This window comes from Clostridium sp. AF34-10BH (assembly GCF_003478095.1).
In the GTDB taxonomy this organism is placed as follows: Bacteria; Bacillota; Clostridia; order Lachnospirales; family Lachnospiraceae; genus Acetatifactor; species Acetatifactor acetigignens.
Map to the genome: position 1 here is coordinate 1 of NZ_QUEC01000025.1, position 13,378 is coordinate 13,378.

Sequence of the window (13,378 nt, forward strand, 5' to 3'; positions counted from 1 at the left end):
TTATACCCTGCCAAGGGCTACGGGGATTTGATAGCATTTCTTTACTAACTTTCTATTTACAGCTTTGTGGTCCACTGGGACAGATCCCAGACCTGGGTAGCCAGGCCATCGTAGAATTCCGGCTCATGGCAGACCATGAGAATACTTCCCTTGTATTCTTTCAGTGCCCGTTTCAGCTCGTCTTTGGCATCCACATCCAGATGGTTCGTTGGCTCGTCCAGTAACAGAACATTCGTGGCACGGTTCATGAGCTTGCAGAGTCTTACCTTTGCCTGCTCACCACCGCTGAGTACCTTTACGCGGCTCTCAATATGCTTTGTGGTCAGACCGCATCTGGCCAGGGCGGAACGCACCTCATACTGGGTAAACGCGGGAAATTCCTGCCAGATCTCTTCGATACAGCTGTTGTCACCGGAACCGGACATTTCCTGCTCGAAATAACCGATCTCCAGATAATCCCCCTGTTCCACTTCGCCGGATAGAGGCGGGATCAGTCCCAGAATGCTCTTCAACAGTGTGGTCTTACCGATACCGTTGGCACCGATCAGCGCTACCTTCTCGCCACGTTCCATGGACAGATTCAGGGGCTTGGACAGCGGCTCGTCATAACCGATGATCAGATCCTTTGTCTCGAAAATGATACGACCAGTGGTGCGGCCCTCCTTGAAAGAGAATTCAGGCTTCGGCTTCTCCGCAGCCAGCTCGATGACATCCATCTTATCCAGCTTCTTCTGGCGGGACATGGCCATGTTACGGGTGGATACACGGGCCTTGTTTCTTGCTACGAAATCCCTCAAATCGGCGATCTCCTTCTGCTGACGATTATATGCGGCCTCCAGCTGGGATTTCTTCATGGCATAGACTTCCTGGAACTTGTCGTAATCGCCCACATAGCGGGTCAGCTCCTGATTGTCCATGTGATAGATCAGGTTGATGACACTGTTCAGGAAGGGAATGTCATGGCTGATCAGGATAAATGCGTTCTCATATTCATTCAGATAACGCTTGAGCCATTCGATATGTTCCGCATCCAGATAGTTGGTCGGCTCATCCAGCAGCAGAATATCGGGCTTTTCCAACAGAAGTTTGCCCAGCAGAACTTTGGTACGCTGACCACCTGACAACTCTGTCACATCACGGTCCAGGCCGATATCCATCAGTCCCAGAGCTCTTGCCACTTCCTCCACTTTGGCATCGATCATATAGAAATCATGCATAGTCAGCAGATCCTGGATTGTTCCCAGGTCTTCCATGTACTGTTCCAGTTCTTCCGAGGTGGCATCTCCCATTTTGTCACAGATTTCATTCATCTGTGCTTCCATATCGTATAAGAAATCAAAAGCGGAAGCCAGTACCTGACGGATCGTCATACCGGGGGTCAGCACTGTATGCTGGTCCAGATAGCCGACGCGGACATTCTTCGCCCATTCCACTTTGCCCTCATCCGGCATCAGTTTACCGGTGATAATATTCATAAAGGTAGATTTTCCCTCGCCGTTGGCACCGATGAGACCGATATGTTCCCCCTTCAGCAGGCGAAACGATACATCGTTAAAAATAGCACGGTCTCCAAATCCGTGGGTCAGGTGTTCTACGTTTAATATGCTCATATTTCCTCACATTCTGCTGCTTTGCAGCGTCGTTTCCATCAATAGTCCTTTGCAAGTATAGCGTACTGTCCGTAGTTTTGTAAAGAAAGAAAGCAAAAAGGGTGGAAAACAATAAATTTTTGTTGTGAAAAAGAGCACATATGTGCTATGATGTACGCGGTTTTGCGAATGGGGTTCTGAATAGTTACTATTTCCTGATTAAATACAGAAAGAAGGCAGCGTGTGCTTTTACTTCAACAAATGGTGATTTTTTTCCTGATCATGCTGATCGGGTACATCTGCAGAAAGGTCGGAGTATTCGGGGAAAATACCGGCAAGATGATCTCCGGTATCGTCATTAATATCGGCAATCCGGCGCTGATCATTGCCTCCGGCATGAATCCTGAAACATTGGAAAATAAGGCGGCATTGTTGGTTACGCTGGCTGTGGCGCTGATCTTTTTTGCTATCATGTTTGTGATTGCAGAGCTGATTCCGAGACTGCTTCGGGCAGACAGAGAAGATTATGGTTCTTATCAGGTCATGACGATCTTCGCCAATATTGGTTTTATGGGCTATCCTCTGCTGGATGCCATGTACGGCGGTGAAGCAGTGATCCATGCTGCAATTTTTAATCTGCTTTACAGTGTGCTGATCTATACCTATGGCATTAACAGGATGAAGACCTCCGGACAGCGGGAAAAGCTGAACTGGAAGCAGCTGATGAATGTGGGGGTGATCTCCTGCCTCATTGCAGTGACCCTGTATATCAGTAATCTTCCGGTTCCGATGGTCTTCAAAGATACTGCCACCCGGATCGGAGCTGTCACCGGACCATTAAGTATGCTGGTAATCGGTGATTCGCTGGCACAGATCCGGTTAAAGGATCTGTTTACGGATGTGCGGCTGCTGCTCTTTTCTGTTGTGAAGCTGCTGCTTATGCCGGCACTGCTTCTGTGGGGACTGCGTTTTTTCATTACAGACCCCATGTTTCTGGGTGTCTGTCTGGTCATGACGGCCACACCTGTCGGCAGCATGACAGTCATGCTGGCGCAGCAATATGACGGTGATTACCGGCTGACCTCTAAGGGCGTGGCGCTGACCACTGTGCTGTCCGTAGCTACAATGCCGTTTCTGTTCTGGCTGTTGAAAATTTAATGAAACTTTTTCTACCGGATTGTCGTCTGATAGAATAGGGATCCCCAAAAAGGGGATACTGCAACTGAACATGGGAAATATCCCTGCAAAACGAGGAGAGATTTTATGAAAAAGAAATTAGCATGTATGTTACTTATGAGTGCTCTGGCACTTTCTATGACCGCCTGCGGAGGTAAGGATAATAACGGTGCTGCATCAGACAACCAGCAGTCCACCATGGAGAGCACCGCAGCGGGACAGGAGACCGGCGAGGCCGGTAGTACAACCGCTGCACAGAATCCGAAGGACGCTGCGAAAGCGTTACAGAGTGCAAAAAAGGCAGTTACGGATGCGCTGGGAGACAATTACTGGCCGGATTCCGAGATACCCGGGGAAATGCTGAACGAGACCTACGGTGTCAGTGCGGAGCTCTATGATGCCTACCTGGGAGAGGCACCCATGATCAGCGCCAATGTAGATACTTTATTGATTATTCATGCAAAAGATGGTAAGGTAGAAGAGGTAGAAAATGCATTGAACGCCTACCGTGACAGTCTGGTGAATGACACGATGCAGTATCCCATGAATCTGGGCAAGATTCAGGCATCCCGAGTGGAACGGATAGGCGATTATGTATGCTTTGTACAGTTGGGTGCGGACACTTCCTCTGTGGAAGAACAGGGCGATGAGGCCGTGATCACTTACTGTCAGGAGCAGAATGAACTTGCCCTGGAGGCTATCAGACAGACTCTGGAGTAAATACGGAGTAGAGTGAATGGTATTCAGCAGTGTATTGTTTCTTTTTCGGTTTTTGCCGATTTTTATGATCTGCTATTTCCTGGTTCCCCGGAAGATGAAGAATCTGGTTCTCTTCCTGGGGAGCCTGGTCTTTTATGCCTGGGGAGAGCCCGTCTATATTTTCCTCATGCTTTTTTCTACCATATCCGATTATGTGTGGGGAAGGCTGATCGAAGAATACAGAGGGAAGGATCACTCCAGGATCTTTTTGCTATGTTCCATTGGCATCAATCTTTTTATCCTGGGATTTTTTAAATATGCTGATTTCCTGCTACAGACGGTGAATACAGTATTTGGAACATCAATTCCGCTGTTAAAGCTTCCGCTGCCCATCGGAATTTCCTTTTATACGTTCCAGACCATGTCTTACGTGATCGATGTGTACCGGGGGGATACAAAAGCGCAGCGTAATATTCTGCAGTTCGGTGTCTATGTGACCATGTTCCCGCAGCTGATCGCCGGGCCCATCTTAAAGTATCATCAGGTGGAGCGGTATCTGCAGGACAGGCGGACCGATCTGGATGCCATCAGTTACGGGGTAAAACGATTCGTGACAGGACTGGCCAAAAAAGTACTGCTGGCCAATAACCTGGGACTTTTGTGGAAACAGGTAACGGAACTGGGAAATGAGCAGATGAGTATTCTGATGGCATGGCTGGGAATCGCAGCGTTTGCACTCCAGATTTACTTTGATTTTTCGGGTTATTCCGACATGGCGATCGGATTGGGGGCAGTCTTGGGCTTCCATTTTCCGGAGAACTTCAATTATCCATACATTGCTGCTTCGGTAAAAGATTTCTGGCACAGATGGCATATTTCTCTGAGTACCTGGTTCAAGGAGTATGTGTATATTCCGATGGGCGGCAATCGCAAGGGGCTGCCGAGACAGCTGTTTAATATTCTGGTGGTATGGGTGCTGACCGGTATCTGGCACGGTGCAGGATGGAATTTCCTGTTCTGGGGGCTGTGGTTTGCATTTTTCCTGATCCTGGAGAAATTATTCTTAGGAGATATTCTGGAAAGTGTGCCCAAGGTGTTCGGCAGGATCTATACGTTGGCGGTAGTACTGATCAGTTGGGTGTTTTTTGCACTGGAAAGTCCCGGAGAGATCCTGGCTTATCTCCAGGCTATGTTCGGAATGAACGGAATAGGGCCGGTGAATTCGCTGGCAATGTTTTTGTGCAATGAGTATCTGGTGCTTCTGGTGATCGCATTGGTGGCATGTCTTCCGTTGGGCAGCAGACTGGTGCATGCTTTGAAAAGCAGTAAGACAGGCCCCGCCATGGCACTGTACCGGTTGGGAGAAAAGGTGATTCCGGCAGTACTGCTGCTTCTGTCGGTGGCGTATATTGTGGATGCGTCGTATAATCCCTTTTTGTATTTTCGATTCTGACCGGGAAGGAGGAACCGCATATGGATGATAAAAGAAATTCGCTGTTGACCATCGGACTGGTCTGTGCGGTACTTCTGGTTCTGGGAGTGGCAGATCTGTGGAACAGTGACAGAGTATATTCGGAAGCGGAGAACCGAGTGCTGGCTTCCCGCCCTGCCTTTTCCTGGGAGAGTCTTTTCACGGGAGAATACGGGGATGCTTATGAGGAATACATGTCCGACCAGTTTGTAGGACGGGATAAATGGGTAGGACTTAAGACCGGGGCAGATATCCGTTTCCGGAAAAAAGAGATCAATGGGGTCTATCTGGGAGCGGATCATTATCTGATCGGAGTGAACGATCCCGGGGAATACACGGAACAGATGGAGAACTCCCGTGTGGCATCGTTGACAAAACTGGTGAACCACTGGGATGCCAAGGTGATGCTGGTGCCGACGGCGGACAATATTCTCACGGATAAACTGCCGGCATTTGCACCCTATTATGACGAGGAACGACTGCTTATGAAAGTACAGGACTCCATCGGAGAAGATCACTATATAGATGTGTATCATGCTTTGCAGGAGCACGCACAGGAACCCATCTACTATCGCACGGATCATCATTGGACCAGTCTGGGGGCATATTACGGTTTTCTGGCCTGGGCGGACAGTGTGGGACGTTTCCCCTACCCGTATGACGTAAACGGCATGAAGACGGTGTCGGAGAATTTTCAGGGAACCCTGCAGTCCCGTATCAATGTGGACTGGACGAAGGATAGCATACAGTATTTCCCGGAGACGGAGAAAAAAGCAGTATCGGTGACGTATGATTTTGCGGACACGGCTGATTCTCTGTATGCACCGGATTATCTGGATACCAAGAACCAGTATGGATTTTTCCTGAATGACAATCATGCATTTATTGAGATTCATACGGGATACAATCCCGGTAAGACGCTGTTTGTCATCAAGGATTCTTATGCCAACAGCCTGATTCCGCTGCTCACGGCCCATTATGAGAATATCTACGTGGTGGATCTGCGGTATTTTAACGGGAAACTGTTCCAACTGATGGAGCAGTATGAACCGGAACAGGGAATGGATGTGCTGGTGTTGTATGATTGTATTCATTTTTTAGAGGATTTTAAGTATTATTAAGGAGGCTTATTATGGCTTATTTGGGCATTCCCCAGAATACCATTGCGGTACTGCAGAAGTACCATTTCAATTTTCAAAAAAAATTCGGACAGAACTTTCTTATAGACACGACGGTTCTGGACCGGATTATTTCTTCTGCGGAGATCACGAAGGAGGACTGCGTGCTGGAGATCGGGCCGGGCATCGGTACCATGACCCAGTATCTTGCGGAGCGCGCGGGCAGCGTGGTGGCCGTGGAGATCGACAAGGCACTGATCCCTATTCTGGAAGAGACATTACAGGATTATGATAACGTCACGGTCATCAATGACGATATCCTGAAAGTGGACATTAACCGGCTGGTGGAAGAGAAAAACGGAGGACACCCCATCAAGGTGGTGGCAAACCTGCCCTATTACATAACGACACCGATCATCATGGGCTTATTCGAGAGCCGTGTGCCGCTGAAGAGCATCACCATCATGGTGCAGAAGGAAGTGGCGGACCGTATGCAGGTAGGCCCCGGCACGAAGGATTACGGCGCCCTGTCTCTGGCGGTGCAGTATTATGCAAAGCCGGAAATCGTGGCGAATGTACCGCCCAACTGCTTCATCCCGAGACCGAATGTGGGCAGTGCGGTCATCCGCCTGACCCGCTACGAAGAACCGCCGGTACAGGTGAAGGATGAGAAGAAGATGTTCGCCCTGATCCGGGCTTCCTTCAACCAGCGCCGTAAGACCCTGGTGAACGGTCTGGGAAATGCGGGCCTCCCAGGCATCACCAAGGAATCCGCGGCAGCAGCCCTGGCACAGATGAGCCTGTCCCCTACCGTAAGAGGTGAGGCACTGACACTGGAGCAGTTTGCACGACTGAGTGATCTGTTGTAGAGCGACTTATCATGAAGCAGACAAGGAGTATACGTTCAGACAGCTGCAGATTCATAGGTCACTCCGTCTCCGACCGATAATAATTCCGGTATTTTAACGGTGTCATATTCCGGTATTTTTTAAACACCCGTTCAAAATAAGTAATATTTTCATAGCCCAACTGTTCCGCAATGGAAGTGATGCTGTCATCTGTTTCCAGAAGGAGCCGGTGGGCTTTTTTGATGCGGTTGACATTCAGGTAATCGTTGATGGTGAAACTGGTGACTTCTTTGAAAATACGGCTCAGGTAAAATTTGTTGATATAGAACCGCCCAGCGAGATCCTCCAGAGAGATCCGCTCAGTACAATGTTCTACAATATAGTGCGCCACTTCATCGACCTTTTGATATTTCGGGTTCGAATGTCTGGCCGGGGATGAGACAACGGGACCCTCGGGCTGCAAGCGCAGCACGGCAATGAAAAATTCTGCCAGCTTCGTCATGGCGGCCAGAAGATAGCCGGGCTTTTTGTGGATCAGCTCAGAGGCAATGTCCTGCAACAGAGACTGGATATAGGGGCGCATTTCTTCTGGCAGTGTCAGAATACTGCCCTGCTCCGTGAAAAAACTCTGCAGCTGCAATCCTCCGAAAGATGCCAGAAAGGTAGAAAAAGGCTCTTCCATGATTCCTAAAACGATCCGGTCGTGATGTGGTCCGGCGGAAGCCATACCGGTGCGGTGGATCTGCTCCTTGTCAATGAAGACCAGCGTTCCCGGGGTGACCAGATAGGTCTGCTGGTTGATAAAATAATACCGTTCCCCCTCTAAAAGATAATAAATCTCGTATTCTTCGTGAATGTGACGGATATCCATGGAATAATTATAGTCCCGTACAACACGGTCGATGTGGAATCCGTCTACAAGCTCATTATAGAGCCAGTGATCCTGAGGCGTCGAAGCAACAGCATTGTCCGCAACGCCTGATTCCGGTGGAGCCGGTGTCTGAAAATCCCCTGTTTCAAACATAATAGTGATCTCCTTTTTCCTATGCTATATTAGTGCTATATTAGACTGCATTCTGAAAAACAGTATGCGCAGGCTATATTACAAATCTATGGACTTGTATAAAAACAAAAGTCAATATAGTACGAAAATGGAAAAAAATACGCAAATAATAGCAAGATTATTATACAGCCATAGGCTATAATGTGCAATATAGAGAAGGCAGTACGGGCCGATGGAGCAGAGGATCCCAAGGACCGGAAACACATAAGGAGGATACAAAAATGGAGTATGCAGACGGAAAGGTAAAAGATTTACAGATCGCCTATATTGGCGGTGGTTCCAGAGGATGGGCATGGACATTTATGACGGATCTGGCCATGGATGAAGAACTGTCCGGAACCATCCGCCTGTATGATATTGATGCGGAGGCGGCAAAACACAATGAGATCATCGGCAACAGACTTTCTGCAAGAGAGGATGTGGTGGGCAAATGGAACTATACTGTTTCTGACAGCTTACAGTCCGCATTGACCGGTGCGGATTTCATCGTGATCTCTATTCTGCCGGGAACTTTTGATGAGATGGCTGTGGATGTACATATGCCGGAACGACTGGGAATCTATCAGTCTGTAGGAGATACCGCAGGCCCCGGCGGTGCCATGAGAGCACTGCGTACAATTCCCATGTATGTGGAGATCGCACAGGCCATCAGGGCATATGCACCGAAAGCCTGGGTCATTAATTACACCAACCCCATGTCCCTGTGCGTGAAGACTTTGTACTATGTTTTTCCGGAGATCAAAGCTTTTGGATGCTGCCATGAAGTATTCGGTACCCAGAAAGTGTTAAAGGGTATTCTGGAAGAGACCATGGGGCTTAAGGATGTGAAACGTGAGGATATTCAGATCAATGTACTGGGTATCAACCATTTCACCTGGTTTGACTATGCTTCCTATAAGGGAATCGATCTGTTCCCCATTTACCGGAAATATACCGAGGAGCATAAGGAAGACGGCTACAAAGAAGCAGATAAAAACTGGGCGAACTCTACTTTCGAGTGTGCCCATATTGTGAAATTTGATCTGTTCCGCAAATATGGTCTGATCGCAGCAGCAGGCGACAGGCATCTGGTGGAATTCATGCCCGGTGTGGGTGACAGTTACCTGAAAGATCCCGAGACGGTAAAGAGATGGAAATTCGGTCTGACTACCGTAGACTGGAGAAAGAAGGATCTGCAGGAACGTCTGGCAAAGAGCGCGAGACTGGCAGCCGGTGAGGAAGAGATCGAGTTGAAGCCTACCGGGGAGGAAGGTATCCAGCTGATCAAGGCACTCTGCGGACTGACCCGCAAGATCAGCAATGTCAATATTCCCAATACCGGACATCAGATTGCCAATCTGCCGGAAAGTGCGGTTGTAGAGACCAATGCGGTATTCGAGAGAGATGCCATCCGCCCGTTGTATGCCGGAGAGCTTCCGGAGCAGATCAAGGAGCTGGTGGATCCCCATGTGGCAAACCATGAGCGGATTCTGAAAGCAGCTATTCTGTGTGATTTTGATCTGGTGGTGGAAGCATTCCTGGAGGATCCGCAGGTGAAAGGAAGAGCTTCCAGAGAACAGGTGGAAGAGCTGGTAAGGGATATGCTCCGCAGCACGGCAAAATATCTGCCGGAAGGCTGGAAAAAGTATCTGTAAAAATAAAATAGAAAAAAGAACCCGGGAGGTGCTGCAGAAGGATGAGGCGGCACCTCTTTTTGTGTATACGATGAGCCAGGTACAGATTTGTGTTTGCACAAGAATCTGTACCTGGCGAATGTACATCATCGAGCTTTTAAGCGAGATGGTGTGCAAAGTATAAAAATCGAGTAGGAGACAGTCCGCTCGAGGGGTTAATTATTTGAAAAAAGAATATAAGCGGCAGAAGAATTATAAAGTCATTGTGAAAATGCACAAAACTGCGAGAAGTATTTTGAGAACAATATACAAACTTCCAGGGATTTACAGAAAAGCACTTGCAACCAGTTCGTGAATGTGCTATTTTCTAATTACAGCAACGGAAACGTTACCGGGAACAATACCGAAACCGTTTCCGACAACCTGACGGGAGTATAGCAAGAATTATGAAGGGTTCCCGTTCCAACAAAAAAGGAGAGGTAAGATTATGAAGAAGAAACTGGCAAGTGTTTTACTTTGTGCAGTAATGGCAGCTTCCATGCTGACCGGTTGTGGAAATGCTGACAATGCAACAGCAACCACCCCTGCTACCGACAACAAGACGGACGCAGCAGCAACTACCGAGGCGGCAGAGAAGACCGCAGAGAAGACCGCAGAGGCAGCAGGCTCTGTATACTATCTGAACTTCAAACCTGAAGTTGACGAAGTATGGCAGAAGCTGGCTCAGGAATATACCGAGGAGACTGGTGTTCCTGTAAAGGTTGTAACCGCAGCAAGTGGTACTTATGAGCAGACCCTGATGTCTGAGATCGCTAACAAGGAAGCACCTACCCTGTTCCAGATCAACGGACCTATCGGTTATCAGAACTGGAAAGACTACTGTGCAGACTTAAAGGATACAGACCTGTACAGCTGGTTAATGGATAAGAGCCTGGCAATCACCGGCGAAGATGGTGGTGTATACGGAATCCCTTACGTAGTAGAGGGTTACGGTATCATTTACAACGACGCTATCATGCAGAAGTACTTCGCACTGGATGGTGCTAAGGCAGCAAGCATGGATGAGATCAACAACTTCGCCAAGTTAAAAGAGGTTGTAGAAGATATGCAGGCTAAGAAAGATGAACTGGGTATTGAAGGCGTATTCGCTTCTACATCCCTGACTCCCGGTGAAGACTGGAGATGGCAGACTCATCTGGCTAACATCCCTGTATACTACGAGTTCAAGGACAAGGGTATCACCGATACCGATAACCTGGAGTTCACTTACTCCGATAACTTCAAGAACATTTTCGATCTGTACATCAACAATTCCTGCACAGCACCCGGCCTGCTGGGAAGCAAGTCTGTAGACGACTCCATGGCTGAGTTCGCTCTGGGCCAGGCAGCAATGGTACAGAACGGTAACTGGGGATGGAGCCAGATCAATGGCGTAGACGGCAACACCGTTAAGGCTGAAGATGTTAAGTTCCTTCCTATTTATACCGGCGTTGAAGGTGAAGAGAATCAGGGACTGTGCACCGGTACTGAGAACTTCTTCTGCATCAACAAGGAAGCTTCTGCTGAGGATCAGGCAGCATCTATCGCATTCGTTGAGTGGCTGTTCTCTTCTGAGACCGGTAAGGCAGCAGTAACCAACGACCTTGGATTCATCGCTCCTTTCAACACCTTTAGCGATGACGAAAAGCCCACCGATCCTCTGGCACAGGAAGTTCTTCGTTACATGGCAGATACCTCCAAGACATCTGTATCATGGAACTTCACTTCCTTCCCCAGCCAGCAGTTCAAGGATGACTTCGGTGCAGCTCTTCTGGAGTACGCTTCCGGTTCCATCGACTGGGACGCTGTAAAGACAAAAGTAGTTGACGAATGGGCAGCTGAAAAGGCCGCAACCGCAGCTAACTAAGCTCCATCAATAAAAAGACAATAACTTAATCCATCTTATATAACTTCAGACACAGGGGCGGTGGTGGTACCACGGCCCCCGTGTTTGTAAAACCCGGAATATCATGTAAAAAGGAATTAATAGGAGAAGGCTTATGCAAAAGACATTAAAACGATATTTTCCCATTTTTGTACTGCCTACATTGATCGCATTTTCCTTTGCATTTATCATACCGTTTGTTATGGGCGTATATCTGTCCTTTTGCAAATTTAAAACGATTACAAATGCACAATTTGTAGGCCTGGAAAATTATATCAAAATTTTTGCGGACAAAGATTTTGTCAACGCATTCGGTTTTACCTTAAAGTTTTCTGTTGTATCCATCATTACCATTAATGTATTTGCGTTCATTCTGGCACTGGCGCTGACCAGAAAGATCAAAGGAACCAACCTGTTCCGTACCGTATTCTTCATGCCGAACCTGATCGGTGGTATCATCCTGGGTTATATCTGGCAGCAGATGATCAATGCGGTATTGTTGAAATATGAGACCACACTGGTAGCTAATCCTACCTATGGTTTCTGGGGATTGGTTATCCTGATGAACTGGCAGATGATCGGTTATATGATGATCATTTATGTAGCCGGACTGCAGAATGTACCTACGGATCTGATCGAAGCAGCAGAGATCGATGGAGCTACTTCGTTACAGACATTATTCAAAGTGAAAATTCCGATGGTTATGCCATCTATTACTATATGTTTGTTCCTTACTGTATCCAACAGTTTCAAGCTCTTTGACCAGAACCTGGCGCTGACTGCCGGTGCTCCCAGCAAAAAGACCGCAATGCTGGCTCTGGATATCTACAATACCTTCTATGGCAGAAACGGATTTGAAGGTGTTGGTCAGGCCAAAGCAGTACTGTTCTTCATTGTAGTGGCAGTCATTGCCCTGGGACAGCTGGTACTTACCAGACGTAAGGAGGTAGAGCAATAATGACTAAGAAAAAAACTTCCAATGTAATCATTTTTTGTATCCTGTGTGTGCTGGTAGTTGCATTTTTGACACCTATTTTCTTCGTACTGATCAACTCCTTTAAGGGAAAACTGTTCATCAGCAACAATCCGTTTGCACTGCCTACCGCAGAGACCTTTGTGGGATTGACCAACTATGTGAATGGTATTGAAAAAACCGGTTTTTTCACAGCTTTCGGGTGGTCTGCATTTATCACTGTATTTTCCGTGGCAGCGATCATTCTGTTCACTTCCATGACTGCGTACTATCTGACCAGAGTAAAAACCGGTGTGACCAACATATTGTACTATATGTTTGTATTTTCCATGATCGTACCTTTCCAGATGGTTATGTTCACGATGTCTAAGCTGGCGAATATGACTCACTTAAACAACCCTCCCGGAATGGTGCTGCTGTATCTGGGATTTGGTTCCGGCCTGTCCGTGTTCATGTTCTGTGGATTCATCAAATCGATTCCACTGGACATCGAAGAGGCAGCCATGATCGACGGATGCAACCCTTTGCAGACCTTCTTCGGTGTCGTAATGCCGATCCTGAAGCCCACAGCCATCACCGTAGCCATTCTGAATGCCATGTGGATCTGGAACGACTATCTGCTGCCTTATCTGGTGATCGGCCTGAGTACTAATTACAAGACCATACCGGTTGTAGTACAATACCTGGTAGGTTCTTACGGTGCAAAGGATCTGGGTGCCATGATGGCACTGCTGGTACTGTCCGTAATCCCTATTATCGTCTTCTATCTGACCTGTCAGAAGTACATTATCGAGGGCGTGGTAGCCGGTGCAGTTAAGGGCTAAGTGTGAAAAATAAGCCATTCGGCTCATTTTTCGCACGCAAATTTGTGCCTGCGGCTCAAAGTTTGCGGGTTACGGAAAGA

11 protein-coding genes are annotated in these 13,378 nt (G+C 47.8%); 9 read left to right on the forward strand and 2 right to left on the reverse strand.

The window, feature by feature from the left end:
• Nucleotides 1–56: 56 nt before the first annotated feature.
• A complete protein-coding gene (locus tag DWZ61_RS14615) occupies nucleotides 57–1,610 on the reverse strand; it encodes an ABC-F family ATP-binding cassette domain-containing protein (protein ID WP_022312428.1) in 1,554 nt (517 codons plus the stop codon).
• Nucleotides 1,611–1,832: 222 nt separating this feature from the next.
• Here DWZ61_RS14615 and DWZ61_RS14620 point away from each other — a divergent pair, with 222 nt between their 5' ends.
• The 5 genes from DWZ61_RS14620 (at nucleotide 1,833) to rsmA (ending at nucleotide 6,922) form a co-directional block, all read left to right on the forward strand.
• Nucleotides 1,833–2,747 carry an AEC family transporter gene (locus tag DWZ61_RS14620; protein ID WP_117466394.1) on the forward strand — a complete coding sequence of 305 codons (915 nt, stop codon included), beginning with the start codon at nucleotides 1,833–1,835 and terminating at the stop codon, nucleotides 2,745–2,747.
• Nucleotides 2,748–2,852: 105 nt separating this feature from the next.
• Nucleotides 2,853–3,485 (forward strand): DUF4358 domain-containing protein, encoded by a 633-nt coding sequence (locus DWZ61_RS14625; RefSeq protein ID WP_022312431.1) that lies wholly within the window; start codon nucleotides 2,853–2,855, stop codon nucleotides 3,483–3,485.
• Nucleotides 3,486–3,501: 16 nt separating this feature from the next.
• Entirely contained in the window at nucleotides 3,502–4,917 is a 1,416-nt protein-coding gene (locus DWZ61_RS14630; RefSeq protein WP_118539369.1) for an MBOAT family O-acyltransferase, read from the forward strand.
• Nucleotides 4,918–4,937: 20 nt separating this feature from the next.
• On the forward strand, nucleotides 4,938–6,056 hold the full coding sequence (locus DWZ61_RS14635; protein ID WP_118539371.1) for a DHHW family protein: 1,119 nt from the start codon (nucleotides 4,938–4,940) through the stop codon (nucleotides 6,054–6,056).
• An 11-nt stretch (nucleotides 6,057–6,067) separates the two neighbouring features.
• Nucleotides 6,068–6,922, forward strand: coding sequence for a 16S rRNA (adenine(1518)-N(6)/adenine(1519)-N(6))-dimethyltransferase RsmA (gene rsmA / locus DWZ61_RS14640; protein ID WP_118539373.1), 855 nt, complete (start codon nucleotides 6,068–6,070; stop codon nucleotides 6,920–6,922).
• A 58-nt stretch (nucleotides 6,923–6,980) separates the two neighbouring features.
• Here rsmA and DWZ61_RS14645 read toward each other — a convergent pair whose 3' ends face one another.
• On the reverse strand, nucleotides 6,981–7,925 hold the full coding sequence (locus DWZ61_RS14645; protein ID WP_118539375.1) for an AraC family transcriptional regulator: 945 nt from the start codon (nucleotides 7,923–7,925) through the stop codon (nucleotides 6,981–6,983).
• A 260-nt stretch (nucleotides 7,926–8,185) separates the two neighbouring features.
• Here DWZ61_RS14645 and DWZ61_RS14650 point away from each other — a divergent pair, with 260 nt between their 5' ends.
• From DWZ61_RS14650 to DWZ61_RS14665, 4 genes are all read left to right on the forward strand, one after another.
• Nucleotides 8,186–9,598, forward strand: a complete 1,413-nt coding sequence (locus DWZ61_RS14650) for an alpha-glucosidase/alpha-galactosidase (protein ID WP_118539377.1) — start codon at nucleotides 8,186–8,188, stop codon at nucleotides 9,596–9,598.
• 466 nt (nucleotides 9,599–10,064) lie between these two features.
• Nucleotides 10,065–11,483 (forward strand): ABC transporter substrate-binding protein, encoded by a 1,419-nt coding sequence (locus DWZ61_RS14655; RefSeq protein ID WP_118539379.1) that lies wholly within the window; start codon nucleotides 10,065–10,067, stop codon nucleotides 11,481–11,483.
• A gap of 133 nt (nucleotides 11,484–11,616) precedes the next feature.
• A complete protein-coding gene (locus DWZ61_RS14660) occupies nucleotides 11,617–12,459 on the forward strand; it encodes a sugar ABC transporter permease (RefSeq protein WP_118539381.1) in 843 nt (280 codons plus the stop codon).
• Nucleotides 12,459–13,298 (forward strand): carbohydrate ABC transporter permease, encoded by an 840-nt coding sequence (locus tag DWZ61_RS14665; RefSeq protein WP_118539383.1) that lies wholly within the window; start codon nucleotides 12,459–12,461, stop codon nucleotides 13,296–13,298. Before DWZ61_RS14660 ends, DWZ61_RS14665 begins: the two co-directional genes overlap by 1 nt.
• The last annotated feature ends 80 nt before the right edge of the window (nucleotides 13,299–13,378 follow it).

What these genes read in the sequence shown, in the direction of transcription:
- DWZ61_RS14630 (WP_118539369.1), top strand. Translation starts at nt 3,502, where the DNA reads ATGGTATTCAGCAGTGTATTGTTTCTTTTTCGGTTTTTGCCGATTTTT.
- DWZ61_RS14650 (WP_118539377.1), top strand. Translation starts at nt 8,186, where the DNA reads ATGGAGTATGCAGACGGAAAGGTAAAAGATTTACAGATCGCCTATATT.
- DWZ61_RS14660 (WP_118539381.1), top strand. Translation starts at nt 11,617, where the DNA reads ATGCAAAAGACATTAAAACGATATTTTCCCATTTTTGTACTGCCTACA.
- DWZ61_RS14615 (WP_022312428.1), bottom strand. Translation starts at nt 1,610, where the DNA reads ATGAGCATATTAAACGTAGAACACCTGACCCACGGATTTGGAGACCGT.
- DWZ61_RS14645 (WP_118539375.1), bottom strand. Translation starts at nt 7,925, where the DNA reads ATGTTTGAAACAGGGGATTTTCAGACACCGGCTCCACCGGAATCAGGC.
- DWZ61_RS14625 (WP_022312431.1), top strand. Translation starts at nt 2,853, where the DNA reads ATGAAAAAGAAATTAGCATGTATGTTACTTATGAGTGCTCTGGCACTT.
- DWZ61_RS14655 (WP_118539379.1), top strand. Translation starts at nt 10,065, where the DNA reads ATGAAGAAGAAACTGGCAAGTGTTTTACTTTGTGCAGTAATGGCAGCT.
- DWZ61_RS14665 (WP_118539383.1), top strand. Translation starts at nt 12,459, where the DNA reads ATGACTAAGAAAAAAACTTCCAATGTAATCATTTTTTGTATCCTGTGT.
- rsmA (WP_118539373.1), top strand. Translation starts at nt 6,068, where the DNA reads ATGGCTTATTTGGGCATTCCCCAGAATACCATTGCGGTACTGCAGAAG.
- DWZ61_RS14635 (WP_118539371.1), top strand. Translation starts at nt 4,938, where the DNA reads ATGGATGATAAAAGAAATTCGCTGTTGACCATCGGACTGGTCTGTGCG.